Here is a 23,751-nt window from a genome sequence, read left to right on the forward strand (position 1 = left end):
GGGGGCAGTGGCGGCCGACGAGATCGCCGTCATCGAGGAGGAGCGCTGCTCCTACTGCTATGGCGGGATCGAGGGTATGTTCGAACACCCGCTTCTCAGCCTCCGGGCCTACCGGGAGCCCCTGCGGTTGGCGACGGCGGCAGCCTGCATGCTTGGCATCGATCCCGCACCTCTCTCAGGATTTGCCGCCCTCCCCGGCAGGATGGCCATTTCTCAAGAGGGGCAGGTGCTCATCGTCGACAATGCCAGCAGCGGGGCATGCCGGGAGACCGCTATTGAGGCGGCGGCATATGCCAGGCGTCTTGCCGGCGCCGCCCCCCTCACCCTGGTGATCGGGACCGAGGGCCGGACCATCTGCGAGGGATTCCCGGTGGAGGAAGTGCGGGCGGCGATCCGGGAGATCGCCCCGGCACAGACGGTGACCGTCGGGGATTATTCTGATGTCGGAGATGAATCTGCCAGCGATCTCACCTCGGGGATCCGTATCGCACGCAGAATCACACAGGACGGTGGGGTTATTCTTCTTGCCGTCAAGAGTTGGAGATAAGATGGATTACATTCAGCCACGCCCCAGTTCAATCGTCGCCGCCCTCTACACCGCCCGTGACCTCGGGGTGGAGGTGGCGATCCTCCACGGCCCGTCGGGCTGTTCCTTCAAGCACGCCCGTCTCCTCGAAGAGGACGGCATGCGGGTGCTCACCACCTCGCTCGCCGACAACGAGTTCATCTTCGGCGGGCAGGACGTGCTCGAACGGGTGCTCAAAAACGCCGAAGAGGAGTTCCGACCGAAACGGATGGCGGTGGTCGGCACCTGCGTCTCGATGATCATCGGCGAGGACATGCAGGCGGCGATCGACGCCTCCGGAGTTGTGACTCCGACGATTGCCATCGAGATCCATGCTGGATATCGGGAGAACATCCAGGGCGTGATCGCTGCCCTCGAACCGGCCGCCTTCGCAGGCTGGATCAGCGATCAGGAACTCGAACGTCAGCGGAGATTGCTCGCAGCGGCAAACGAGGTCGAACGCCTCCGGGGGGCGGCTTCACAGCCCTATATCGAACCCTCGCGCGGCGACCTCAAGCATGTGGCCGCCCGCCGTCTCATCGACCTGGCGCGGAGCGGGCGCCGGGGCGTGGCTGTCATGAACGCCAAGAAGGAGACTGCCTATATGTTCGCCGACGAGCTGATCGCCCTCCACGACGCCTGCCCGGATGCGGCGATCACGTACATCGCCAATCTCGAGGACCGGGGTCTGCCGAAGGTGAGAACGGATGCCGCCAATATCAGGGAGGGCATGGCCGAAGGTGGCCTTGAACCAGAGCTCCTCGGCGCTCTCGACGAATACGGGGCGAACGGCGATGCTGTCGGCGAACGGATCCGGGAAATCGGAGCAGAATTCGCCCTGATCGTCGGCGTGCCCCATGCCGTCCCCCCTGAGTACACGGAGGGGGTCGAAGTGATCTCGGTCACCAACGGGCCGCGGCAGGTCGCCCCCCTGCGGGAGATGGGGCATGCGGCGGTGGTCGTCGAGGTCGATCTCCACCCGCAGACCCTGGGCGTGCGCTCGATCGTCGGGAGCGAGTTCGGGGCGGTGCTGCGGAGCATTGCACGGGGTGAATGAGATGAAGGCCCTCCTGATCACCGGGGATCGTTCGGGCAGCGGAAAAACGAGCATCACCCTGGCTATTGCTGCCCTGCTGGCCCAGGAAGCACCCGTCCAGACCTATAAGGTGGCGATGGACTATATCGACCCCTCCTATCTCTCGGCGGTCACCGGGCGCCCCTGCCGGAACCTGGACAGCTATGTGATGGGGCCTGATGAGATCAGGGCCGTCTTCGAGCACGGGGCGAGCGGTGCCGAGATCGGGCTGGTCGAAGGGGTGCGGGGGCTCTACGAGGGTGCTGAGGCGATCGGCGACGCCGGGAGCACGGCATCGATCGCCAAGGCCCTCGACCTGCCGGTGGTGCTGGTCGTGGACGCCCGGAGCATCACCCGGAGCGCCGCCGCACTGGTGAAGGGGTTTGCCGCATTCGATCCCGATGTGCAGATCGCAGGCGTGATCCTCAACAATCTCTCCGGTGCGGGTCATCGCCAGAAGACGCTTCGTGCGGTCGAGCACTACTGCGACCTGCCGGTGATCGGTGCGATCCCGAAGAGCGAGGAAATGCGGCTTGCGATGCGCCACCTGGGCCTTGTACCCTACCGGGAGGGTCAGGAGAGTGGTGATTTTCTGGAACGGGTTGCGGCGGTGAAGGAGGTGATCGGCACCTACGTCGATCTGGATGCCCTCAGGGGGCTGATGGCCGATTACACCTTCACCGGTGCAACAGGGCCGTTCCTGCCGCCGCAGGAGAGCGACCTGCGGGTGGCAGTCGCCTACGACGAGGCCTTCAACTTCTACTACAACGACCTCTTCGACATCCTGCAGGGCGGCGGGGCGGCGGTCGTCCCCTGGTCGCCGGTCCACGATCCCCTGCCTGAAGCGGACGGCTATATCATCGGCGGCGGGTATCCGGAGATGCATGCGGCTTCGCTTGAGGCGAACGATCGGGCGCGGGAGGCGCTCAGGGAGGAAGTGATGAACGGCACCCCGGTCTATGCCGAGTGCGGGGGGCTGATCTACCTCACGAAACGTCAGAATCTCAGCGCCGGATGGGAGGGGCGGGAGCAGGACGAGTCGTTTGAGATGTGCGGGGTCTTCGACGGCGAGACCTTCATGCCCGTCCGCCGCACCCTCGGGTATGTGGAGGGAAGGGCGGGCAGCGCCTCGCCCTTCGGTGAGGGGACCTTCCGCGGGCATGAGTTCCATTACTCGGACGTGCGTCTGGCAGCAGGGACCAGGTATGCCTATGAACTCTCCCGGGGCACCGGCATTGAGGGATCGCGGGACGGCGCCGTGGTCAGCAACACCCTGGCCAGCTACACCCATCTCCACCCGGTGCCGGCGGCCCCCTTCTTCCATGAATTCCTGAACCGCTGCCGTGCTGCCCGAAGGACGTGATCGCCCTCCGGCACGACCATAAAAGACTATACCCTTGTGCAGACAATAAAATCTTCATGATAATTTACCTCAACGGGGAATTCGTCCCGAAGGAGGAGGCAAAGGTCTCGGTCTTTGATCACGGTCTCCTCTACGGTGACGGCGTTTTCGAGGGTATCCGGGCTTACGATGGTCGGGTCTTCCGGCTCGAGGAGCATATAGACCGCCTTTACGACTCGGCAAAGACCCTGGACATCCAGGTCCCCCTCACAAAGGAAGAGTTTGCTGAGGCGATCCTCGAGACCCTGCGGAAAAACAACCTCAGGGACGCCTATATCCGTCCGGTCGTCACCCGCGGCGTCGGCGATCTCGGACTTGACCCCCGCAAGTGTGGAACGCCCACCGTCTTCATCGTCGCCACCGAATGGGGGGCGATGTACGGCGACCTCTACGAGAAGGGACTGACGGCGATCACTGTCTCGGTCAGGAGAAATCCGGCCGAGGCGATGCCGCCGAACGTCAAGAGCCTGAACTACCTTAACAATATCCTGGCAAAGATCGAGGCGAACTACAAGGGCGGCGACGAGGCGATCTTCTTCGACACCCGCGGCAATGTGGCCGAGGGGTCGGGCGACAACATCTTTGTGATCAAGAACGGCGCCATCATCACCCCCTACACCCTCAACAACCTCCGGGGGATCACCCGTCATGTGGTCCTGGAGGTTGCCGCCTCCCTCGGGGTCCAGGTGAACGAGCAGAACCTCGGCTACTTCGATCTCTACTCGGCCGACGAGGTGTTTGTCACCGGAACCGCTGCAGAGGTTGCCCCGATCACGAAGATTGACGGCCGCATCATCGGCAATGGTCAGCCCGGTCCGATCACCCGCCAGCTGATGGCCGGATTTACGACTGTCACCCGGAAGGAAGGCACGCCGATCTACTAATAAACGGTGACGTGCACATCTGCCCCGGCAGGGGCACCTCTTTTTTCAGGGCATGAGCAGGATGCATGCCGCACCTGCGACCATCATTCCTGCACTCAACCCCCGCCTCAGTCGCTCACCCTCCCTGAAGAGGGCGCCGCCCAGCAGCACCGCGAAGAGTATGCTTGTTCTTTTTACAGAGATCACATAGGGGACGATCTGGATCAGGAGGGCCGATCCGATTGCCATGATTTCAATGGCCAGCAGTCCGCCGAGCACAAGGGGAGGCAGAACCCCGCAGCCATGGAGAGAGGAGCGGTCGAAGGCGGCAAAGATGAGGAGAAAGCAGCCGATACACAGGAGATCGATCCCGTAGCCAACGAATAATCCGGCATTGATGAGGAGGATCTTGTCCACATTGGCGGTGATGCTGTAGATTGCCGCCACACAGAGCATCAGTGCGGCGCCCGGATGGGAGGAAAGAGCATGGAAGGGTGCCGAAATCCCTCCGCTTCCCCCGAGAAGATAGGAACCGGCAACGATCAGCAGAATCCCCGCCATACCGCCGGCGCCGGGGCGCTCGCCCAGGATGAGCCATGAGGTCAGGACCAGGAAGAGGGGGGTGAACGAGAGGAACGGGATCGCCAGAGAGATATCGGTCGTTGCAAGAGCGCGGAAGGTTAGCCTGACTGCTGCAGTGTTCAGAATGGCGGAAACGGTCAGGACAGGCAGGATCTCTGGGCCCGGCAGGGGGAGGTGGGTGATGGCGGCGATGAGGAGAAGGATGAGACCGGCACAGAGAAATGCGCTCCCGGCGAGAAGAGGTTCAGGGCAGCGCCGGAGCCAGTGCTTGGCAGTGATATAATACAGGGCGTTGAACAGGGCGCCGGTGAGCGCGAGGGCCGTCCATAGCATTCAATCACTTTTCCTGGACAGGTCAGACACCATGCACTGAGGTGCCCGTTATGCCCAAGGTTTAAGTACGATGGCTGGCATAAATAATAAGGCAATACTACGGGCTGCTATAGTGTAGGGGCCAATCATGTCGGCCTTTCACGCCGACGACAGGGGTTCAAATCCCCTTAGCAGCATTCTGTTCTCTGACCGCTCTTTCCCTGCTTGCATCATCACGTTCTGACCTCCCGGATTGATGTGGCGCCCACCTGCCCGCGACTGCTGGAGAACTACCCGGCAATCGGGTGTGTAGACACGGTTTACTCACATGGTTCGAGAACTGACCCCCCGTTCCATGCCCTCCGGCGCAACGTTCATATCGTCACAGATCAACGGATGGTCCATCGGGCGGCGTCATGCCGCCCCGGGGGGACAGATCATGAGTTATGCAAGCACCGTTACGGTCGCCGGTCCGAGGATCCTGCCCTCGGACACCATCTTCGGGAGCAGTGTCAGGAGTGCCGACGGCGAGCACCTCGGGGTGATCCAGCACCTGCTCCTCGACACCACATCAGGAAGCATTGTTTTTGCCGTTATCTCATTCGGCGGCATACTTGGCCTCGGCGGGAAACTCTCTCCCGTGCCGTGGAAGGCGCTCAGCAGGGGAGCTGAGGAGAAGGACTTCGTGCTGAACGTGACAAAAGAGACACTGGCATCAGCGCCCTCTTTTGACCGGAATCACTGGCCGAAACCCGAGGAGATCGAATGGTTTGAGCGGGTTTTCCACTTCTATGGGCTTGAACCCGGGTGGACCGGTTCGCGATAGAGTCTGCAATTGCCATGGTGCTGGAAAGGGCAGATCGACCCGCTGCCATCGGAGGGATCCCCTCCCTCTGGTGCCATGACAGGATCGATACCACAGGTCAGGTAGTGCACATTGCCGTCCCGTTCCCTCTCAGGTGCGTCGGTGATGTGGGGATACCTGTCATGGGCGTAGAGGAGTGATCGAATAAGGGATTCTAAGTTCTGTAACGCTGTTGTGACCCGGTATGCCTGAAGATTCATGCCCCTCTCTGATGTAAAGGTCTCCAGGGATTGGGATCAGGCTCTCTTTGAACGATGGTGCCACCATCCCCTCCAGATAACCGGGCAGGAATGCAGATCGTTTCTGGATGCAATGTTGCCAATGTAAAGGCAAAAAAATCACTCAAATAGAAATCCATGAGGAATAGAGGGGATCAGCTCCCCTCATAGGCCTCCATCACCATCGAGAGATACTCCTCCCCATGTTGTTCATACTGATGGTAGACCTCATCGATACCGGCAGGATCACCCAGTTTGATCAGTGCCGCCGCCGTTAGCACGCGGCAGCACATCGACCCCTCCTCCCGGATGATATCGATCAGCGGCCCGACCGCTTTTTTGTCGCCGATCTCGGCAAGCGCCCAGACTGCTGGATTTCTGATCCCTTCCCCACCACTGCGTGCGGTTTCGATCAACGGATCCACTGCCGGATTCCCCACCCTGGCAAGCGCCATCGCAAACCTCCATCGGCCCTCTCCATCTGCCATGACGAGTTTTTCCACCAGAGGTCCGACTGCCGGTTCTCCTATCTTCCTCAACTCCTCCATCGCCCGCAGGCTGCTGTAGATGTCTCCCTGTTCGACGACATCTGCCAGCTGTGGCACACCTGTCCCGGTCTGCACTTCTGTGGTTTTCTGCATTGCGGCATCCCCCCTGCCACACAGACCCGTCGCAGTCAGGATAAAAATAGGTTTACACACCGCAAACGATTTACATATCTTTAAATATTAGAAAACGTCGCCACAGTGGCGGGATGATCGAACAGTGAAATAAGGAGGGCGCTGGTCCGGTTTTCATCGTCCAGGAGGGGGGCAACCGTTGCAAAAATGGAGAATCGATTTCCATCTCTTCCCTTTCCCTCAATCACACCGTACCAGGTCTTTCCGTTTTGTGCAGCTGCAAGTATATTTTCGACAGGGACCGCATCCGACACAATATCTGTCACATTCATACCGACAAATTCACATTCCCTGCCGTACCCCCATTTCCGCAGGGCAGCAGGACTGGCAGCTGATATCGTACCCCTCAGGTCCGTGATCGTGCAGGCATGATCCCGGTATACATTAAATTGCTCAATATTCATCAAATTCCTATTTTTCCTGTGGAGGTTGGATATTTCGGCGAGAAGAACCCGATGTGCCTGTTCCATCTCCGTCATGTCCTCATAGGTAACGTAATGCATCCCGTCTGCAAGCATCACCGGTCTGAAGAGGATGACCTTCTCGGTACCGTCACCACACCTGACCGTGAATGTTCGGGGTATCGCTTCCCCCCCATCCGCTCTGTTGCGATCCTGTTTCCAGAGGTTAATTGCTGTTTCTCGAATCTCGGGATCGGGAAATGCCTGCATGAACCAGGCCCGATCGTCCGGGAGATCCTGGCGGGTGTACCCGAACACCTCCGTGAACTTGCGGTTGAGATAGATATAGCGCCCTTTACGGTCGATGAGAGAGATCGGGAGGGGTGATAGATTGATGACGTTCCTGAAGCGTTCCTCACTCAGGCGAAGACGTTCCTCGGTCACCCGCCTTCCAATTGCAATTGAAGCCTGCCTGATGAACGATTCAACGGCCTGTGGTTCGTCAATTTCTTCCTGATCAGAGAGATAGATGACAACATCCCCTAAGAGGCGTCCCTCCCAGAGAAATGCAGCCACGTAGAGTTTCCACAGCCCGAGGTCGCTACAGACCTGTTCGCACACATCATACGGGATCCGGTGCATGGTCATATCATAGAACGACACTCGCTCGTTATCGGTTTTCGGCCCGATCAGAAATGGTTTCAATCCACCATCCCGGAGCTCCATCGAATGTATGGCGTACTCCGGAGAAAATAGATCATCAAACGGCAATGTGAGCCCTATCCCCTCTCTCCCCAGGATTTTGAATAGAGAATCCTGAAATTGATGATCCTGGAGTGCCGCAATGGAAAATTTTTGTTCGTCCTCATCGTAAGACATCACCGACACCCCCGCACCGGGCACAAGTTCGGTGATCCGTCGGGCCACCAGATCGTAGTTGTCGACATCAGGCGGCAGGTCCACAAGTTCCATTGCTGATTCTGCAAGGAACGTCATTATTCGGAGGTGCTGATCGGTTTTCCTCTTCAGTTCCCACTCCGCCGTAATATCCCGTGCAGTGGTCTGATACTCTTTCACCTTCCCCTTTTTATCAAATAATGCCCGTATTGTCATCCTGTAGCGGGGCGGTGCAGCAGTCGCCTCTTTCAGTCGTTTTCTGATCCGGAGGTCCATGGTGCAGACCGGATCTGCCGGGCTCAGTCCCCGCAGAATCCTGGAAACCTCTTCAATATCTTCAGGAAAGAGAAAACTCTTGATTTTCTGTCCGATAAGGGTCGTTTCTCCAACGCCCGCTCTATCACAGAACGCACCATTGACAAAAGTGATTGTCCCGCCCCTGGTGAACCTGCAGATCGGTTCTGTCTGGTCCTCCACGATCGCCCGGTAACGCGCCTCACTTGCACGGAGTCTGTTTTCAAAGCATTTCCGTTCGGTGATATCTTCGAGAATGATGGTGCGCCCGCGTTCTCCGTTCTCAAACACGGTGGGGACCACCTGCATGCTGTAGTGGTACTCTCTGCCGTCGGTCTGGTATGTGACCTCGGTGATCGCCTGTTCCTGACTGCTCCCCTCAATCGTGGTGCGCGCCATGGGGGTGGATATGATGGGCAGGTCGACCTCAGCAAGGGACCGACCGATCAGGTCTGATCGCTTACTGCCGACACATTCGAGGAAGCGGTCGTTCATCTGGAGAATATGGAATGAATGATCGAGAATGAGGATCATATTCTGTGTGAAACAGAGAAATGATGAGATGGGCAGGCGTTGTGCCAGAGAATAGAGTTTGGCATTGCCGACCCTGGTCATCTCCACTTTTCCGGCAATCTGCAGCACCTCAAGATGCCTGGAGACGGAGTTTCTGGTGAGGTGCGTTTTTCGTGCGATCTCGGTGATCGTCATGCCCTTCGGTCGAAACTTCAGAGTGCGCAGGATCAGGTCGGCAGATTCCGGCAGGGCAGAGGCATACATCGATGTCCCCCCAGACACGATAATGCATGACGGTGTATTTACTATTTCCTGATCCGGGAGAGATATGCGAAATTATCGGTCAAACGGACCGAAGTGCCCTTCACCGGTTCAGATCAGTTCTCCGCCAAACCGCCGCCCGACCTCATATGCCGCATCCATGATGTCGTCATGCTGTTTCACCGCACCACGTTCGAAGATACCGGTGACCGGGAAACGCTCCGTGATCCGGTAACCGAGTGCCTCAAACGGCATTGCAATTGCCTCGATGGCAAACCCCATCTCGCGGATATCCTCCTGCTCGCAGACCGAGAAAACCAGTGCACGCCGCTCCTCTCCAGCAAGACGGCTTGAATACCCGCCCGGTCGCTTCGAGGGAAAGGTGTAGTAGGGGTAGAGGCGGTCGATGAACGATTTTGTCATGCTGGTCACGTTGTAATTATAGGTCGGCGACCCGATCACCACTCCCTGCGCCTTCTCCAGTTCAGGATAGAGCAGGTGCATGCCGTCCAGAAACCTGGAGCAGGTCAGGTCTTTTCTGCAGCGTTCGCATCCGGTGCAGGCCTCGATCGTGTAGTCTCGCAGGTGCACCCGTTCCACATCCGCACCCGCATCGACCGCCCCCTCCAGGATACGGTCGAGCAGGATGTCGGTGTTCCCCCGGGGGCGCGGACTGCCGCCGATGCCCAGGATACGCCGGGGATCAGGCATCTCCATCCCCTCCCCTGTGTGCAGATGAACTCTGCTGTGTCATCGCTCTCATCATCGCGTTGTAGACAGTTGGGAATAAAAAATCGTCGCATACAGCGGCAGAAAGAAAAAAATTATTGAGGTGATATTGTCAGGTGAAAAGGGTTACAAACCGGACTGTATGAATGGCGCGTTCACACAGACGATGGAAACTGCAGATAGTGTACAGGATTTTTTCCTTTTCAGGGGACGTGCAAAAATAAGTAAGGCAGAGGTGCCTTACTTTGCCGGGATGACCAGAGAGCGTTCGCCTGCCGGCATGAACTCCCTGATGGCGCCCTTTGCGAACTCGCGGCGGGGTTCGGCGAAGTCGAACGTCAGCGAGGGGTCCGCGAAGGTGATCTTGATCAGGGGCTCAAGGCTGAATGCATCGCCGCGGCTGTAGTGGGCACTGCCCACGATGGCGGCGTACTCGCCCTGGTGACCCACGTTCATGGCGTAGTTCGGGTAGTTCGGACCACGCAGTTCGCCCATCAGACCGCGGTCGGGCTCCATGGAGAGGGAGTTTGCCGATCCGCACTGGTCCTGCAGGTCGTAGCCGAAGAATCCGAGGCGGCTCCAGCCGTCCTTGTGGATGAGCATGGAGAGGTACCAGCCGTTGAGACCGGCGTTGGAGTTGCCGGTTGCAATGGCGGATGAGAGACCGGACGCAGCGGCGATGACACCGGCACGCTGGGAACCGCCGAAGTGGTCCTCCATCATGGTCGGGAACTGCTCGTACTGCTCCATGGCGTTGATGGTGACCTCGGTGGCGATGTCGTTGACGATTTCCTGGGTGGGGGCGACCTTGTCGGTTGCAGACGGGTTCTTCCAGTCGACCTTGTACTTGTCCTTGATGTAGTCCATACCGTAGTAGGTGAACTCGTCGAGGATGTTGTCGGTGTATGCTGCCGTGGCGTACTGGGTGAAGCCGACACCGCCGGACATGTAGGAACCGAGCCAGATCTGGTCGAAGAGCATGGTACCAGCGCCGACAACCTCAAGGGCCGCCTTGGCGGGGTCGTTGGGGTACTTGCGGTCGGCCTGGATCATGTCGGAGAAGTGGCCGAACTTGATACCGCCGGGCTCGTTCGGGCCGCGTGCACGGCGTGCCGGAAGGATGGATCCCATCTGGATGACGCCTGCGTGCTTGGCGGCGAAGGACAGGTCGGCGACTGCGGCCTCACCGGCGCACATGCGGTATGCGGCGATGTAGGACATACCGATCTGCATCGCAGACCAGCGGGAGGTGGTACCGCCGTCACAGGTGCGCGAGACGATCGACGGGATGTGGATCGACTGGTACATCGACTTGCCGACCTCGGCCTTGAGCTCCTCGGCCTGCTTCTTCGGGAAGAGCTTCTCGATGTTCAGGAGGAACTGGGGCTCGATGTCGTCGGCGAGTTCGTCGTCGCCGGTGAAGACCTTCACGTAGCAGTCATCGGTGAGCGCCGGGTGGGTCTCGACCATGTGCTCCTGGACCACGGCCGCGCCGGGCATGGCGTGGTTGAGGATGTGGAGGTACTCGTTGATCGTCTCGGGGGTGACTTCCTTGCCGAGACGCTTCTGCAGGGTGGCGTGGGCCATGTCCATGCCGACAATAACGGTCCTGCGGATCTCGTCCCACATCTGCTGCATGGCAGCGTTGTTGACGAAGTGCAGGTCGTCACCCTCGACGTAGACGCCGGTGCCGGAGACCTCGTAGGTCATCAGCTGGCGCTGACCCATCGGGATGCCGCCAAGGTGGCAGCGCTCGGGGTCGTACATGGAGATACCGCGCTGCATCTCGATGGCACGGGACTCCTTCATGAACTCAAGTTTCCGCGGGGACTGGCGGACGCCGCCGAACTTGTAGAACTCGGTCTTCTCGGACTGGACGTCCTGTCCCTGGAACTTCTCCTTGAGCGACTTAAGGAACAGTTTCTGGGCTCTCTCAATCTTTGCCATTGTATTCACTCCTCCTTCGGCATGAAGCCGTATTTGGTCCTCAGCGAGTGGATCCGCTGGATGTATTCGATGTATTCGGGGTCTTCACGGAGCGAGGTACCAGCGAGCGAGTGGAAGATGGTGCTGTGCTCCTTGAGCCAGGCCTCGTCCATGGGCTTGCCGACCTCGACCGCACGGTCCAGGGGCACACCGATCTGGTCCTTGACGTACTTGACGACACCGTCGTCGCCGAGCACGCAGCGCTGCAGGGCGTCGAACATCATGCCGTCCTCTGCGAGACGGAGGGAGTGACCGTGCACGGTCGCACCACGGCAGGAGACAGTTGCCGGGTCGAAGACCTCGGTCTCGATGAGCATCTTGGAGTACTGGTCAAGGTCACGCTCGCGGCACTCGACGATCTGACGGCCGGAGAGCGTACCGGGGTCGATGCCGCGGAAGCGGTAGCACTCCATGTAGGTGCGCTGGTAGGGCTGTGACGGTGCGTTGAACATCGAGTCTGCGAACTGGATGTAGCGGACGCGGTCGCCGGCCTTTGCTCCCTCTGTGGGCTTGACCAGCTTGCGCATCGGGTCGGCGGGCTCCTGCTGCTCGGCCAGGGGCGGGTGGGCGGTCGGGTAGGCCGCACCGGGGGCCCGGTGCCCGAGGATCAGAACGACGTCTTCGTCGGTAATGGAACGAAGTTTTGCGAGTTCGAAGTTGGGGTTCATCTGGTTGCGCCTGTTCTGGGCCACAACTGAAGTACCCGGACCATACTGTGGTGTGTATGCCATTTTGTCACCTCAATTGATTTTATCTGATGTATGTTCTCTCTGAACCTGATTCAGACAGTCTTCCCCCGCTGTTCGGGGCACAGATCTCGGGATGATCGTGGGTCCGTCCCTTTTTCGTGGATCAACAAGGCCAACGACTGCTTCGTCGACATTCGGCCCGTATTTTGCATAATCCACAAGGCTCGGACTGCTCTTCATGAACCGGCCCGTCTGGAGGCGGTAGGGTATCGCAGTGAAAAATTCATCGCATACCGTCCTTATCTCCTCAATCACCCCTTCGTCATCGACTTCAAGGATGAACGTGCCGGCCTGAACCTTCATCTCGACTGCGGCACCGCCGACCTGGATTGTCCGCCTGTTGGAGTTGGGATTTGCCGAACCCCTCGCCGGTCCGTACGGGACGGTGGCCGGGAGGCCGGGACCGTTGATCACGATCCGGCGGATACCCGGCACCTCTGCACAGCGACCGAGAAATTTTTCGGCCGTCTGGGGCGAAAGGAGCCTCAGGGGGACAATCCTGCACTGGGGGAAGGCTGAATCAGGCAATCAGATCAACGCCCTTGGCGATCTGGTCCATCGGCTTGTTGAATACGTCGATCTTGCCGTAGGTCTCGCCCATCACCTTGGAGGTGCCCTCGGGGGCGAACATCTGGGTGCCGGCGTCGAGGGCGCAGGCGGCGACCACACACGGAATGGCGACGCCGTTGGCGTGCCTGGTCACGACGTGGTTGCCGTTGAAGATACCCGGACCGCCGCCACCGTAGATCGAGTGGCTGAAGAACGAGAAACCGACGGCAGTACCCATCACACGACCGAAGTCGCAGGAGGGCAGACCGGTCTCGTGCTCGATGAGGTCGTTGAAGTAGAGCAGGGTCGAGGAGACAGCCTGTGCAAACCGGCCGGCACCACAGTTGACGATGGTTGCGGCGAGGGAACCGGCGGCCACGTAGGCGTTCCAGAGCATCGGGTCCTTGGTGTCGAAGTACTGGAAGTACCCGCCCTTCTTGCCCGGAACGATGACCTTGTCCTCGATCGCGCGCTCAACCAGGGACTGGACGACCGTACCGACGGTGCCGGTCTCGCCATTGTTCTTGACGAGGTCGTAGACCATGTTGTTGGCGTTGAGGCCCTGGTAGGCGTAGGCGAGGAGCTGGTAGCGCTCGAAGGGGCCGATGGCGGCGCCCATCTCGAACTCACCGGCGGTCTCGAGGGTTGCGGCGAGGGCAACACCCTGCAGGGAGTTCCTGCCGGTCATCATCACGTAGTGGTTGACCGGGATGTTGCGGAGTGCGTAGCCGATACCTTCGTTGTTCTGGGGAATGTTCAGGATCGAGGAGACCAGCGCACCCTGCATGTCCATGGTGTGCGGGTATCCGCCCCAGCATGCCGCCTTGACGGTCGATGCGTTGAAGGCGTCGATGTCGAACTGGTCGACGATGGCGTAGGTGGCCGCGGAGGCGACCGAGGTGATCGCCGCATCGTAGGTGGCGGCGTTGGCCAGACGCTTCGTCGGAACCTGGACAAGCAGAAGCTTGCCGTCGTTGAACTCCAGGATCTCGGTGTCGTCGCCTTCTTCGACCTGGACCATTTCCTTGATCTTGGCAACGATGGCGTCCTTGTTCTCCATGATCGCAAGGTCAAGTTCACGGCCGCGAACCTTTCCCTTTCCAAGCTTCCCGGCCTTGAGGGCCTGTTCGATACCCCCAAGGTTGACATTAATCGTTCTCTTTGTCAGGTCAATGATCTTGCTGGTAGCCGGGTTGACCAGCGGGCTGATCTTGTCGAGGGAGACGCCGCTCTTGAGCAGCTTCCCGTCGTCTGAGTAGAGATCGATTGTTTCTGAATATGCTGCCATATCAGTACATCCTTTTACCCTTTGTGCAGGAAGGAACGTTCACGTGGGATTCCGGGCTGCAGTCCCAGATAAATCCCCGAGAGTCACTACTGCAAGCCCCGAATTGGGACTATAGATCTATCCCAAAGGCCTCATATAAAAGTTCCCAATTATTTTTAAGAAATTCAGATAATATGACATTTTTATGAAAATAGTTATAATTTAGTAATAAAAAAATATCTGCAATATTCTTGTCTTTACAGATATGGTGGCCATATATCTAATATGTTTGTAAAAACCCGAATATTGGTCGAATTTTATGAATACTTATTCATAACAATATGAAATAATATCTGAATTGTTAATATAATTTGATTATTGCTGACATGGGTGACCGGAGGTGCCCGGTACAAAAGAGAAAACAACTCCCAGATAGAAGAAAAGAGTTTGAACTACGAGTATAATGTCCTTTTCCTGGTTTGGGGAATGATATATAAATAAAAATCTGCCTTTGTACCTGGAAGAGGGAAAAAACGCATCAAACGTGCCCTGATCGGGCAGGAACAAAAAAAGGTTTAGTACCGGGGTTTCCTGTGCTTGGGAAGACAATCCCTGCAGTAGACCGGTCTCCCTTCTGTCGGTTTGAAGGGAACTTCACATTCCTTACCGCAGTCTGAGCAGACTGCCTTATGCATCTCGCGGGGGCCGCGGGAGAAGTTGTCCCTCTGACCTCCAAATCTATTGCCGTACATTGCTCAACCTATGCAGTTGATGCTGCAAGGAGTCATTTGGGTGCTCTCTATATATATTCATGCATGCACGCCATCGCCATTGCGTCTCCGGTGAAAGGCATTCCGGAGGGAGTGGGTCTCCCCCGACAACGGGATACTGTTTTTATTTCATGAGTGCCCAGTCCCAGATGGAGCATCATGAAGATCATCGGTATAAACGGGAGTCCGCGGGGGAAAGAGAGTACGACACGCCGCCTTATCGAGGCGATACTCGCCGGTGCCCGCGAGGGCGGGGCGACGACCACGTTCATCGATCTCGGGTCGACGGAGATCAGATACTGTTCTGGCTGCGGACTCTGTTACGAGCGTGGGGAATGCCCGAAAAAAGATGACTTCCAGAAAATTTTTGATGACATGCTTGCCGCTGAAGGGATTGTTCTGGGTTCACCCAACTACATCAACAGTGTCACCGCACAGATGAAGACTTTCCTTGACCGTATGGCCGACGCCATCCACTGCCAGCGGTTTACCGGTAAATATGGGTGTGCCGTCTCGACCGCAGGGGGGTCGCGATCAGATGAGGTGGCGAACTACCTCAACGAAACCCTGAGAATCCTCGGGGCCAATACGGTGGGCGGCGTGAGCGTTGATATCTGTGGTGATGAAGAGCGCCTCTTTGCCGCCGGGGAGCAGGCATATCGGTTGGGGCAGGACCTCGCCCGTGCGGTGGCGGAGGGTCGCCCCTACCCGGAGCAGGAGACCTTTCACCGTGAGATGGAGGAGAGAATGAAGGCTCTCGTGACTGCGCACAAACACGTCTGGAAACATGAATATGATTACTGGGCAAAAATGGGTCAAAAATAAAATCGGAATGTCTATATGGTGATCGTGAATATCCCTGATCCATGCGGATCATTCACCTCCTGATCGCCCTCCTGGCAGCAGCGCTCCTGTGTGCGGGGTGCACCTCAGAATCGCCACCCCCCACTCCTGCACCCGGGGAGATGGTCACACCTGCCCCGACGCCCGGTGCCGCCGCCGCCATCTCCGTCGAGACGCTGAGCCTCACCCCGCGCTACAGCCCCGACGGTTCCTTCTCGATGGTCGCCCGGATCAGGGCGGAAAACACCGGCACGCTCGATGTCACCGGCGTCGTCATCACCGTCGAACTCGTCGACACCGCTTCGAATACGATCAGCGACTCAAAAAATCAGTATATCGAGCGTTTCATCCCCGGCGACTCGAAGATCTATGATATCACCCTCGCCGCCGAGGCCGGACGGACCTATGAGGTCCACAGCCGCGTCGTCTCGGATCAGTCCTGATCCCCGATAAGGTCCTTTCGCATTCGCCGGGTATGCGACCCCTCCCAGTAGAGGCGCCGGCAGGTCGGGCACCAGAAAAAGGTGAGGGATCGGCGGTCGGCAGGGGCATATGCCGCCGACTCGATCTCCCGCTGGCGGGCCGGCCTGAGGGGTGTGTTGCAGATCGAACACCGGTCGAAGCGGAGCGACGGCACGATAAGGCCCATATCGGTGAGCTGGTGCACCTGTGCCGCCGGGTCCTCAGAACCGATATAGATCCCCTGTGCTCCGGCGCGCCGGGCGAGCTCGGCGTCTCGGGTGAGCAGGATCCGCCCCTGCGTCTGCGCAATCGAGAGGATCACCGAGTCTTCCCTGGGATTTCCGGGGGAAAGGGCATTGGCGCTGATCGTGTCATAGCCCATCAGCCGCAGACGGCGGGTGAGGGTGCCGAGCATGCGGTCGGCGATAAACCGCGTGCACTCCTCAGACCGAGCGCACAACAGGGATCCTCTCCCCGCAGTCCCCGCACCGGTCGCCTTCCAGACCCATGATCCGGCCCGAAAACCCCGAACGCTCGATCAGGAGGGCGCCGCACGACGGACAGAAGGTATTTTCATAGTCGCCAGGTGGGACGTTCCCTGCATAGACATACCGGATGCCAAGGTCCCGTGCACACTGGAGGATCTTCTCGATCGTCCGGAGCGGGGTCGGTTCGCGGTCCCGCATCCGGTAATCGGGATGGAAGCGGGTAAAGTGCATCGGCACATCGGGCCCCAGGTTCTCGACCACCCAGGAGATCAGGGCTCGCATCTCCTCCATTGAATCGTTGAGCCCCGGAATAACCAGAGTGACCGTTTCGATATGCATGCCGTGTTCATGTGCCGCCACCGTGGCGTCAAGCACCGGCTGCAGGCGTGCACTGCAGACCGACCGGTAGAACTCGTCGGAAAACGCCTTGATATCCACGCGGAAGGCGTTGAGCATCGGTGCCAGTTCGGCAAGCGCCTCCTCGGTGATATAGCCGTTGGTCACATATACGGTGCCAAGCCCCTGCTCCCGCGCCAGAGCGCCCATCTCAAGGGGGTACTCGTGCCAGATGGTGGGTTCGTTGTAGGTCCACGAGATCGATGCGGCACCGCCTGCGTTCGCCCGTTCGACGCCGCGCTCTGGCGATATCTCAAACAGGGGCAGGTCATCAATGGACGACTGCGAGATCTCCCAGTTCTGGCAGTGCCTGCAGCGGAAGTTGCAGCCGACGCCGCCGAGGGAGTAGGAGGTGCTCCCGGGCAGGAAGTGGAAGAGCGGTTTTTTCTCGATCGGATCGATCGCCTCCGCCGCCACCCGCCCGAAGGTGGCGGCATACAGCGTCCCGCCCCGGTTGATGCGCACGCCGCAGATGCCGTGTTTTCCATCGGCGATCCGGCACCGGTGGGCACAGAGGGAACATCTGACCGTGCCGTCACCAAGCGGGGCATACTGGTGCGCCTCGTACATATGCCCGGATAGGGCGGTGCGCCGGTTAAACCTATGGGGGGAGACGGAATCAACAAGGTATATGAAAGCCCAGAGAGAATGGGTACGGTTAGATCAGCATGAAAAAAATGGTTCTCTCCCTTGGCGGCTCAATTCTGGTGCCATCTCTCGAAGCCCATACTGTCTCTGAGTATGCGGCAGTACTGATACAGATGGCGTTGCGGGGTCAGGTGTATGTCGTTGTCGGCGGCGGTGGCGAGGCCAGGCGCTATATCGGGGCGGCACGCTCCCTCGGCATCAACGAGGCGGCATCAGATGAGATCGGGATCATGGTCACCCGCATCAATGCCACCCTCCTTGTCTATGCCCTCGGCGATGCCGCCTATCCTGCGGTGGCTGAATCCTACCGCCAGGCGAAGGAGTTCGGCGAGTCCGGGAAGATTGTGGTGATGGGCGGCGTGACGCCGGGTCAGACCACCGACGCCGTTTCTGCGGTGCTCGCCGAGACGGTGGGGGCCGATCTGATCATCAACGGCACGTCGGTCGACGGTATCTATTCGGCCGACCCGAAGGCGGACCCGGAAGCGCAGCGGTATGATCGAATGAGCGCACAGGACCTCCTCTCGATCATCTCTGCGGCGCGTCTTGATGCGGGGTCCAATACGGTCATCGATATCGTGGCCGCCAAAATTGTGGAGCGAAGCGGCATCCCCCTTCTGGTGGTCGATGGCAGAAATCCGGAAAACCTGTCAAAGGCGGTCTGTGAGGGGACATTCTCGGGTACGATCGTCAGCGACGGCGAATGCAGCCCGCTTCCCCTCTAATTCGATATCACCATAATTATTTTAGGACAAACCACAGAGAGTACAGGGACGCGGGGTAGTAGGGTAGCCTGGTCCATCCTAGAGCGTTTGGGACGCTTTGACGGCAGTTCGAATCTGCCCTACCCCACTTTTATGGATTCTGATACGGCCTGTTCCATCTATCGTGCCCTGTGCTCCTGTTATCCTGAGCGGATTGAAAACGGGATCAGCTACGGCGATCCCTTCCGTGTGCTCATCCTCACCATCCTGTCGGCGCAGACTACCGACCGCTCGGTAGAGGCGGTGCGTCCGGTCCTCTTCTCCCGCTACCCGTCACCCGCCGATCTTGCGGCAGCGGATGTGGAGGAGGTGGCGGCAATCGTCAGACCGACCGGGTTTTACCGGATGAAGGCACGCCATATCGTCGGGGCGGCGCGGATGATCGTCGAGGAGTACGGCGGCAGCGTGCCCTGCCGGATGGAGGACCTCCTCCGTCTGCCCGGGGTGGGGAGAAAGACCGCAAATATCGTGCTCTCCAATGCCTTCGGGATCAGTGAGGGTATCGCCGTCGACACCCATGTCCGGAGGATCTCGCGCCTCCTCGGCCTGACCGATGCCGGGGAACCGGCGAAAATAGAAAAGGACCTGACCGCACTCTTTCCAAGGGCGGTCTGGGGCTCGGTGAACGCCCTGCTCGTCCAGCACGGTCGGGCGGTCTGCATCGCCGGCAGACCGCGGTGCACCGCCTGCGTGCTCAGGGCATGGTGCCGATATTACCGGGATGAGGTTCAGGGGAACAGGATCGCAACAAGCACATAGCTCCCCCATGCCACGGCCGCCGCTGCCGGGACGGTCATGATCCATGCGGCAACGATGTCCCTGACGATCCCCCACTTCACGGCAGAATAACCCTTCGTGGCCCCGACCCCCATGATTGCTCCGCTGATCGCATGCGTGGTAGAGACCGGGACGCCGAAGGCGGTGACCACCGAGAGCACGGCGCCACCGGCGCTCGAGGCGCAGAAGCCCTGGTACGGCTGCATCCGGGTGATGCGGTTTGCCATCATATCGACGACCCGCCAGCCGCCGAGGAGGGTTCCAAGGGAGATCGCAAAACAGGAAAGAAGGATGACCCAGAGGGGGACCACAAAGTCGGAGAGCATACCGGCGGCGACGAGCATGGCGGTGATGATCCCCATGGCGTTCTGGGCGTCATTGCTCCCATGCCCGATCGCCTGAAAGGCGGCGGCGACAATCTGGAGTTTTTTAAATCCATGGTTCAGCAACGGCGAGTTTGAACGGGCAAACAACCGGATGATAACGACGCCGAAGGCGTATGCCGCCATAAACCCGAGCACCGGGGAGACAACCATGAAGACGATGACACCAAGGATCCCGGAGAGGGGGAGGATGTCAACGGCGACAAGGATGGGGATCAGGACGGCGATCCCGCACAGCCCGCCGATGAGGATGTAGCGGTTCCAGGCCTCACCGTGTGTCACCGAGAGGAGGATTGCAACGGCAATGCCCAGGAGCGCACCCACAACCAGCATGATCACCAGCTCCGATACGAGGGAGGCGGAGGGCCAGAGGATCGACCCGATCCCGGCGTGCGCTGTGGCGGCGCCGAGGAGACCGCCGATGAGGGCATGACTGCTCGATACCGGAATGCCGAAATACGAGCAGAAAAACACCCAGATGACCGCCCCGACCATGGCCATCAGGATGATGAGCGGTGTGAGCGCCACCGGGTCCACAAGACCGCGTCCGATGGTCTTGGCAATCGCCGTCGTGAACAGCAGGGGGCCGACGAGATTGAAGAAAGAGGCGAGGAGGACCGCTCTGAGCGGCGAGAGCACCCTGGTGGCGATAACGGTGGCGATGGAGTTCGCGGCATCGTTGAGCCCGTTGACAAAATTAAACAGCAGGGCCAGCGCGATGCCGAGGATGATGACGATTTCCATGCTCTCACGAATGTCTGATGGCGATATCTGACAGGACGTTCGCTACGTCCTCGCACTTGTCGGTCGCCTCTTCAAGGTTCTCATAGATGTCCTTGAGCTTGATGATCGTAATGGCGTCGTTGGTTGCGAAGAGGTTCTTGATGGCCTCTCCGAGCACCACGTCGGCGAGATTTTCCAGGCGGTTGATCTCGATGCAGTGGCGTTCGACTGCCTTTGGATTATCCAGCTTGCGGATCATCCGCACTGCCGTCTTGACTTCGGTCGTCGAGAGATTGATGAGTCGGGCGAGTTCCTGCATATAGGTGTCGGTTTCTGTGACACCGTAGCCGTACATCTGCTGTGTCGTGCCGTCGATATAGTCAAGGATGTCGTCGAGTGCCTTGGCAAGACGGGAGATCTCCTCCGGTTCAAGGGGGGTGATGAAAGTCAGATTGAGCTGCTCGAAGATCTGGTGGGAGATGGCGTCGCCCTCGTGCTCGATCTGTTTCATCTTATGGCACTTGTTCTGTACATCCTCGTAGTCATTGACGAGGTTTTGAAGGAGTTCGGCTCCTTCATTCGCCGTATCGGCCAGCTTTTCAAACAGGTCAAAAAACGCCCTGTCCTGCGGCACGATCCATTCTTTCAGACCCACGTTTCACCGGTCATTCGTTGATCGTCAGCGGGCAAAAATTCATCCCCTCATCGTGCCGGAAGCACGTTCTCCCTCGATATATAGGCATCTCATGAACAATTGGAACATGCCGCCGAAGACAATAGTGTGTGCACCCCCTATTGGCAGATCGGTAGATCTCCATATGGTCGGCTGAACCCTCCCTCAATGGCAGGTGGCGCCCAGACCGGGGACAGGAAGTCGACGTCGAACTCCCCATACCACGATGCGCTTGAGATCATACTCCTGGAAGACGTGTGTGTTAACGGAGAAATCGGAAAAAAATGATGATGTGATGGACCGAGCGGGAATTGAACCCGCGGCCTCTTCCATGCCAAGGAAGCGATCTTCCCCTGATCTATCGGCCCGCTACCCTATCATATTGGGCGCCATCAGATAAAAGAATTGGTCCGGGTGCACCTGATCGTGGGATCTGCGCACCGGATCGGGCATGTTCGGGAGAGAACAAGCGCGGAGATCGTGTGAATGGTTTGCACCGGGCGCCGCCTGCCATCGAGCAGAGGCGCTCTCCAATCGAGATAATTCAAAAACAGATGGACCGAGCGGGAATTGAACCCGCGGCCTCTTCCATGCCAAGGAAGCGATCTTCCCCTGATCTATCGGCCCGCTACCCTATCATATTGGGCGCCATCAGATAAAAGGAGTGGATCCATCCGCCCGCAAGAGGGGTCAGGGATCCCTGAAATTGGGGATGGAGCGCAGGACCCGCGCCCGTGCGTCGGCGGTCTCCGGCCTCTGCATCACCACGCCGTCCTTGATGACCGGTTCGAGCAGGGGCGTTGCACCGGTCGGTCCGGACGCCGACGCCAGAAGGACAGTCCGCTCCCCGTCCGGGGATTCCCAGACCTGCTTGATCCCGCTCCATTTGCCGCGTTTTGCAATCGCTTCTCCCTCTATCGAAACAATGTCAAGGGAAAAATCGATGACCGGAGCATTCGCAATTGCACCGCCGACACCGAAACTCGCCACGATATCGCGATAGGTGCGGATGTCTTCTTCGGTCACCCCCCCGGAGAGGAAGATCCCGACATCCTCGTGCCCACGGCTATCGAGCTCCCAGCGCACCTCCTCCAGTATGGAACGCATGTTCCCCCGCCTGGAGCGCGGTGTGTCCAGCCTGACGCCGGTGGCGGCGGTGCAGGTCACCGCCCTGAGGCACTCCTCCTTCTCGTCGCCGAAGGTGTCGCAGAGCATCAGGCGGGGCACATCAGGGGGGGCATGCCGGTCAAAGGCGACCCATGCCTCCTCAGGCGAGGCATGGCACATGACATATGCATGCGGCATCGTCCCGACCACGGGGATGCCCGGCGGCGCCGTTGTATTCGAGACTCCATCCACGCCCCCGATCCATGCCGAGCGCTCGATCATCGGGGCGATGGCCGGGTGCTGCCGTCGCGATCCGAAGGAATACACCCGCCTCCCCCCGGCGGCGCCGACGATATGGGCGGCGGCGGTTGCGATGCCGGATGCATGACAGAGAAACCCGAGTAGCGCCGTTTCGTAACGCCCGAAGTCGCTGTAGCGGCCCGAGATCCGCATCACCGGTTCGCGGGCCGAGAAGAGACTGCCCTCCGGCATGGCGTCGACGTCCACCGGCAGGCCCTCCAGCAGGGCGATCACGTCGTTAAGCCCGCAGAAGACACCTGGAGAGCGAGGCATGCCGGTCGTGGTCACCTCCATCGTGACCTGCGGGTTTTTTTCTTCTTGTTTGAGGATCTCCTCGCACCGCTGGAAATAGATGTCCGTGCACCCGCCGTCTGCGATTGTGTCGTCGTCAACGATATGGAAACGCCCCATGCTCAACCACGACAACGGTATTCGTCGGCCCCGATGAAAAAGGAGTGGTTTTTACTCTTCGCACGCCCACGTTTGTTGAGATGGCAGGCATACATGCTGACAGCAGGAGGGAGCGCTGATGCTCGGCATCATCGGCGGCACCAGCCTTCTCTACTGCACCCTCCCCGAACTCAGCACAAGGGCGGTCCCGACCCCCTACGGTCCGGCCGAGGTGATGACCGGCGACATCGCCGTCGTGCTCAGGCACCAGTACGGCAGGCCGCCGCACCGGATCAACTACCGTGCGCAGATGGCGGCGCTCGCCCTCTCCGGGGTCGACCGGGTGATCACCGTGGGTTCGGTCGGGTCGCTGAAGCCCGCACTGGCCCCTGGCAGCGTGGTAATCCCGACCGATTACCTGAGCCTCACCGACATCCCGTCCTTCCATGACGGCGCCATCGAGCATGTGATGCCGGAACTGGACACAGGACTGATCGAGCGTCTCGGCACCGTCCTGCCGGAGGCCCTCACCGGCGGCACCTATGCGCAGACACGGGGACCGAGGATCGAGACCGTCGCCGAGGTCCGGGGGCTTGCAAAGGTCGCCGACGTCGTCGGGATGACCGTGGCCTCCGAGGCGACGCTGGCGAGAGAACTCGGGATCCCGGTGGCCGCCGTCTGCACTGTGGACAATTATGCGCACGGGCTTTCGGAGGAGGTGCTCACCTACGAGCACATCCTCGCCACCTCGAAGAAATATGCCCGCCGGACCGAGGGGCTCATCGAAACGATCGTGGACGAACTGGGAGATTGATACCT

General features: G+C 59.3%; 23 protein-coding genes, 4 tRNA genes and 1 pseudogene. 12 read left to right on the forward strand and 16 right to left on the reverse strand.

Annotated elements, in window-relative coordinates; translation table 11 throughout:
• The 4 genes and pseudogenes from CUJ86_RS11785 to ilvE all read left to right on the forward strand — a co-directional run.
• Positions 1–547 (forward strand): annotated as a pseudogene (locus CUJ86_RS11785) (coenzyme F430 synthase); the annotation flags it as partial.
• A 1-nt stretch (position 548) separates the two neighbouring features.
• Positions 549–1,622, forward strand: a complete 1,074-nt coding sequence (cfbD, locus tag CUJ86_RS03695) for a Ni-sirohydrochlorin a,c-diamide reductive cyclase catalytic subunit (RefSeq protein WP_130646233.1) — start codon at positions 549–551, stop codon at positions 1,620–1,622.
• A gap of 1 nt (position 1,623) precedes the next feature.
• Positions 1,624–3,003 carry a Ni-sirohydrochlorin a,c-diamide synthase gene (gene cfbB / locus CUJ86_RS03700; RefSeq protein WP_130646234.1) on the forward strand — a complete coding sequence of 460 codons (1,380 nt, stop codon included), beginning with the start codon at positions 1,624–1,626 and terminating at the stop codon, positions 3,001–3,003.
• Positions 3,004–3,059: 56 nt separating this feature from the next.
• Positions 3,060–3,926, forward strand: a complete 867-nt coding sequence (gene ilvE, locus CUJ86_RS03705; RefSeq protein ID WP_130646235.1) for a branched-chain-amino-acid transaminase — start codon at positions 3,060–3,062, stop codon at positions 3,924–3,926.
• Between the two features lie 45 nt (positions 3,927–3,971).
• On the opposite strand, the gene CUJ86_RS03710 is transcribed toward ilvE, so the two are convergent.
• Positions 3,972–4,820 carry an EamA family transporter gene (locus CUJ86_RS03710; RefSeq protein ID WP_130646236.1) on the reverse strand — a complete coding sequence of 283 codons (849 nt, stop codon included), beginning with the start codon at positions 4,818–4,820 and terminating at the stop codon, positions 3,972–3,974.
• Positions 4,821–4,923: 103 nt separating this feature from the next.
• On the opposite strand from CUJ86_RS03710, the gene CUJ86_RS03715 reads away from it, so the two are divergent.
• A tRNA-Glu gene (locus tag CUJ86_RS03715) sits at positions 4,924–4,996 on the forward strand.
• 242 nt (positions 4,997–5,238) lie between these two features.
• Positions 5,239–5,625 carry a PRC-barrel domain-containing protein gene (locus CUJ86_RS03720; RefSeq protein ID WP_165394768.1) on the forward strand — a complete coding sequence of 129 codons (387 nt, stop codon included), beginning with the start codon at positions 5,239–5,241 and terminating at the stop codon, positions 5,623–5,625.
• 412 nt (positions 5,626–6,037) lie between these two features.
• On the opposite strand, the gene CUJ86_RS03725 is transcribed toward CUJ86_RS03720, so the two are convergent.
• The 8 genes from CUJ86_RS03725 to CUJ86_RS03760 form a co-directional block, all read right to left on the reverse strand.
• Positions 6,038–6,523: a HEAT repeat domain-containing protein gene (locus CUJ86_RS03725; protein WP_130646238.1), complete on the reverse strand. Its 486-nt coding sequence runs from the start codon at positions 6,521–6,523 to the stop codon at positions 6,038–6,040.
• 80 nt (positions 6,524–6,603) lie between these two features.
• The gene (locus CUJ86_RS03730; RefSeq protein ID WP_130646239.1) at positions 6,604–8,931 is read right to left on the reverse strand and encodes a PAS domain S-box protein; all 2,328 of its coding nucleotides are present in this window, start codon (positions 8,929–8,931) and stop codon (positions 6,604–6,606) included.
• A 108-nt stretch (positions 8,932–9,039) separates the two neighbouring features.
• Positions 9,040–9,639, reverse strand: coding sequence for a flavodoxin family protein (locus CUJ86_RS03735; RefSeq protein WP_130646240.1), 600 nt, complete (start codon positions 9,637–9,639; stop codon positions 9,040–9,042).
• Between the two features lie 258 nt (positions 9,640–9,897).
• The gene (gene mcrA, locus CUJ86_RS03740) at positions 9,898–11,604 is read right to left on the reverse strand and encodes a coenzyme-B sulfoethylthiotransferase subunit alpha (RefSeq protein ID WP_130646241.1); all 1,707 of its coding nucleotides are present in this window, start codon (positions 11,602–11,604) and stop codon (positions 9,898–9,900) included.
• A 5-nt stretch (positions 11,605–11,609) separates the two neighbouring features.
• Positions 11,610–12,374, reverse strand: coding sequence for a coenzyme-B sulfoethylthiotransferase subunit gamma (gene mcrG, locus CUJ86_RS03745; RefSeq protein WP_130646242.1), 765 nt, complete (start codon positions 12,372–12,374; stop codon positions 11,610–11,612).
• A gap of 9 nt (positions 12,375–12,383) precedes the next feature.
• Entirely contained in the window at positions 12,384–12,920 is a 537-nt protein-coding gene (gene mcrD, locus CUJ86_RS03750; protein WP_130646243.1) for a methyl-coenzyme M reductase operon protein D, read from the reverse strand.
• On the reverse strand, positions 12,913–14,229 hold the full coding sequence (gene mcrB / locus CUJ86_RS03755) for a coenzyme-B sulfoethylthiotransferase subunit beta (RefSeq protein ID WP_130646244.1): 1,317 nt from the start codon (positions 14,227–14,229) through the stop codon (positions 12,913–12,915). The genes mcrD and mcrB overlap by 8 nt, the downstream gene beginning before the upstream one ends.
• Positions 14,230–14,783: 554 nt before the next feature.
• Positions 14,784–14,960, reverse strand: a complete 177-nt coding sequence (locus tag CUJ86_RS03760) for a CxxC-x17-CxxC domain-containing protein (protein ID WP_130646245.1) — start codon at positions 14,958–14,960, stop codon at positions 14,784–14,786.
• Between the two features lie 177 nt (positions 14,961–15,137).
• Here CUJ86_RS03760 and CUJ86_RS03765 point away from each other — a divergent pair, with 177 nt between their 5' ends.
• Together CUJ86_RS03765 and CUJ86_RS03770 are read left to right on the forward strand one after the other, a co-directional pair.
• A complete protein-coding gene (locus tag CUJ86_RS03765; protein ID WP_130646246.1) occupies positions 15,138–15,803 on the forward strand; it encodes a flavodoxin family protein in 666 nt (221 codons plus the stop codon).
• A gap of 41 nt (positions 15,804–15,844) precedes the next feature.
• Entirely contained in the window at positions 15,845–16,264 is a 420-nt protein-coding gene (locus CUJ86_RS03770) for a hypothetical protein (RefSeq protein ID WP_130646247.1), read from the forward strand.
• On the opposite strand, the gene CUJ86_RS03775 is transcribed toward CUJ86_RS03770, so the two are convergent.
• Positions 16,255–16,743: a Mut7-C RNAse domain-containing protein gene (locus tag CUJ86_RS03775; protein ID WP_268878234.1), complete on the reverse strand. Its 489-nt coding sequence runs from the start codon at positions 16,741–16,743 to the stop codon at positions 16,255–16,257. The two genes, CUJ86_RS03770 and CUJ86_RS03775, sit on opposite strands and share 10 nt — an antisense overlap.
• Entirely contained in the window at positions 16,727–17,737 is a 1,011-nt protein-coding gene (gene amrS / locus CUJ86_RS03780) for an AmmeMemoRadiSam system radical SAM enzyme (RefSeq protein WP_130646248.1), read from the reverse strand. Before amrS ends, CUJ86_RS03775 begins: the two co-directional genes overlap by 17 nt.
• Positions 17,738–17,835: 98 nt before the next feature.
• On the opposite strand from amrS, the gene pyrH reads away from it, so the two are divergent.
• From pyrH to nth, 3 genes are all read left to right on the forward strand, one after another.
• Complete coding sequence (gene pyrH / locus CUJ86_RS03785) at positions 17,836–18,540, forward strand: UMP kinase (protein WP_130646249.1); 705 nt, start codon at positions 17,836–17,838, stop codon at positions 18,538–18,540.
• 52 nt (positions 18,541–18,592) lie between these two features.
• A tRNA-Pro gene (locus tag CUJ86_RS03790) sits at positions 18,593–18,667 on the forward strand.
• A 5-nt stretch (positions 18,668–18,672) separates the two neighbouring features.
• Positions 18,673–19,338 (forward strand): endonuclease III, encoded by a 666-nt coding sequence (gene nth / locus CUJ86_RS03795; RefSeq protein ID WP_130646250.1) that lies wholly within the window; start codon positions 18,673–18,675, stop codon positions 19,336–19,338.
• Here nth and CUJ86_RS03800 read toward each other — a convergent pair.
• From CUJ86_RS03800 to CUJ86_RS03820, 5 genes are all read right to left on the reverse strand, one after another.
• The gene (locus CUJ86_RS03800; RefSeq protein ID WP_130646251.1) at positions 19,308–20,483 is read right to left on the reverse strand and encodes an inorganic phosphate transporter; all 1,176 of its coding nucleotides are present in this window, start codon (positions 20,481–20,483) and stop codon (positions 19,308–19,310) included. The two genes, nth and CUJ86_RS03800, sit on opposite strands and share 31 nt — an antisense overlap.
• Before the next feature lie 4 nt (positions 20,484–20,487).
• Positions 20,488–21,117, reverse strand: a complete 630-nt coding sequence (locus CUJ86_RS03805; protein WP_130646252.1) for a DUF47 domain-containing protein — start codon at positions 21,115–21,117, stop codon at positions 20,488–20,490.
• 314 nt (positions 21,118–21,431) lie between these two features.
• Positions 21,432–21,503 (reverse strand) — tRNA-Ala (locus CUJ86_RS03810).
• A 187-nt stretch (positions 21,504–21,690) separates the two neighbouring features.
• Positions 21,691–21,762, reverse strand: a tRNA-Ala gene (locus CUJ86_RS03815).
• 63 nt (positions 21,763–21,825) lie between these two features.
• Positions 21,826–22,953, reverse strand: coding sequence for a nicotinate phosphoribosyltransferase (locus tag CUJ86_RS03820; protein ID WP_130646253.1), 1,128 nt, complete (start codon positions 22,951–22,953; stop codon positions 21,826–21,828).
• 118 nt (positions 22,954–23,071) lie between these two features.
• On the opposite strand from CUJ86_RS03820, the gene CUJ86_RS03825 reads away from it, so the two are divergent.
• The gene (locus CUJ86_RS03825) at positions 23,072–23,746 is read left to right on the forward strand and encodes an MTAP family purine nucleoside phosphorylase (RefSeq protein WP_130646254.1); all 675 of its coding nucleotides are present in this window, start codon (positions 23,072–23,074) and stop codon (positions 23,744–23,746) included.
• Positions 23,747–23,751 lie beyond the last annotated feature (5 nt).

Source organism: Methanofollis fontis (assembly GCF_004297185.1).
GTDB classification, from domain to species: Archaea; Halobacteriota; Methanomicrobia; order Methanomicrobiales; family Methanofollaceae; genus Methanofollis; species Methanofollis fontis.

Bases quoted from the DNA above. Each gene is read 5' to 3' on its own strand.
- cfbD (WP_130646233.1), top strand. From the start codon at position 549: ATGGATTACATTCAGCCACGCCCCAGTTCAATCGTCGCCGCCCTCTAC.
- cfbB (WP_130646234.1), top strand. From the start codon at position 1,624: ATGAAGGCCCTCCTGATCACCGGGGATCGTTCGGGCAGCGGAAAAACG.
- ilvE (WP_130646235.1), top strand. From the start codon at position 3,060: ATGATAATTTACCTCAACGGGGAATTCGTCCCGAAGGAGGAGGCAAAG.
- CUJ86_RS03710 (WP_130646236.1), bottom strand. From the start codon at position 4,820: ATGCTATGGACGGCCCTCGCGCTCACCGGCGCCCTGTTCAACGCCCTG.
- CUJ86_RS03720 (WP_165394768.1), top strand. From the start codon at position 5,239: ATGAGTTATGCAAGCACCGTTACGGTCGCCGGTCCGAGGATCCTGCCC.
- CUJ86_RS03725 (WP_130646238.1), bottom strand. From the start codon at position 6,523: ATGCAGAAAACCACAGAAGTGCAGACCGGGACAGGTGTGCCACAGCTG.
- CUJ86_RS03730 (WP_130646239.1), bottom strand. From the start codon at position 8,931: ATGTATGCCTCTGCCCTGCCGGAATCTGCCGACCTGATCCTGCGCACT.
- CUJ86_RS03735 (WP_130646240.1), bottom strand. From the start codon at position 9,639: ATGCCTGATCCCCGGCGTATCCTGGGCATCGGCGGCAGTCCGCGCCCC.
- mcrA (WP_130646241.1), bottom strand. From the start codon at position 11,604: ATGGCAAAGATTGAGAGAGCCCAGAAACTGTTCCTTAAGTCGCTCAAG.
- mcrG (WP_130646242.1), bottom strand. From the start codon at position 12,374: ATGGCATACACACCACAGTATGGTCCGGGTACTTCAGTTGTGGCCCAG.
- mcrB (WP_130646244.1), bottom strand. From the start codon at position 14,229: ATGGCAGCATATTCAGAAACAATCGATCTCTACTCAGACGACGGGAAG.
- CUJ86_RS03760 (WP_130646245.1), bottom strand. From the start codon at position 14,960: ATGTACGGCAATAGATTTGGAGGTCAGAGGGACAACTTCTCCCGCGGC.
- CUJ86_RS03765 (WP_130646246.1), top strand. From the start codon at position 15,138: ATGAAGATCATCGGTATAAACGGGAGTCCGCGGGGGAAAGAGAGTACG.
- CUJ86_RS03770 (WP_130646247.1), top strand. From the start codon at position 15,845: ATGCGGATCATTCACCTCCTGATCGCCCTCCTGGCAGCAGCGCTCCTG.
- amrS (WP_130646248.1), bottom strand. From the start codon at position 17,737: ATGTACGAGGCGCACCAGTATGCCCCGCTTGGTGACGGCACGGTCAGA.
- pyrH (WP_130646249.1), top strand. From the start codon at position 17,836: ATGAAAAAAATGGTTCTCTCCCTTGGCGGCTCAATTCTGGTGCCATCT.
- nth (WP_130646250.1), top strand. From the start codon at position 18,673: ATGGATTCTGATACGGCCTGTTCCATCTATCGTGCCCTGTGCTCCTGT.
- CUJ86_RS03800 (WP_130646251.1), bottom strand. From the start codon at position 20,483: ATGGAAATCGTCATCATCCTCGGCATCGCGCTGGCCCTGCTGTTTAAT.
- CUJ86_RS03820 (WP_130646253.1), bottom strand. From the start codon at position 22,953: ATGGGGCGTTTCCATATCGTTGACGACGACACAATCGCAGACGGCGGG.
- CUJ86_RS03825 (WP_130646254.1), top strand. From the start codon at position 23,072: ATGCTCGGCATCATCGGCGGCACCAGCCTTCTCTACTGCACCCTCCCC.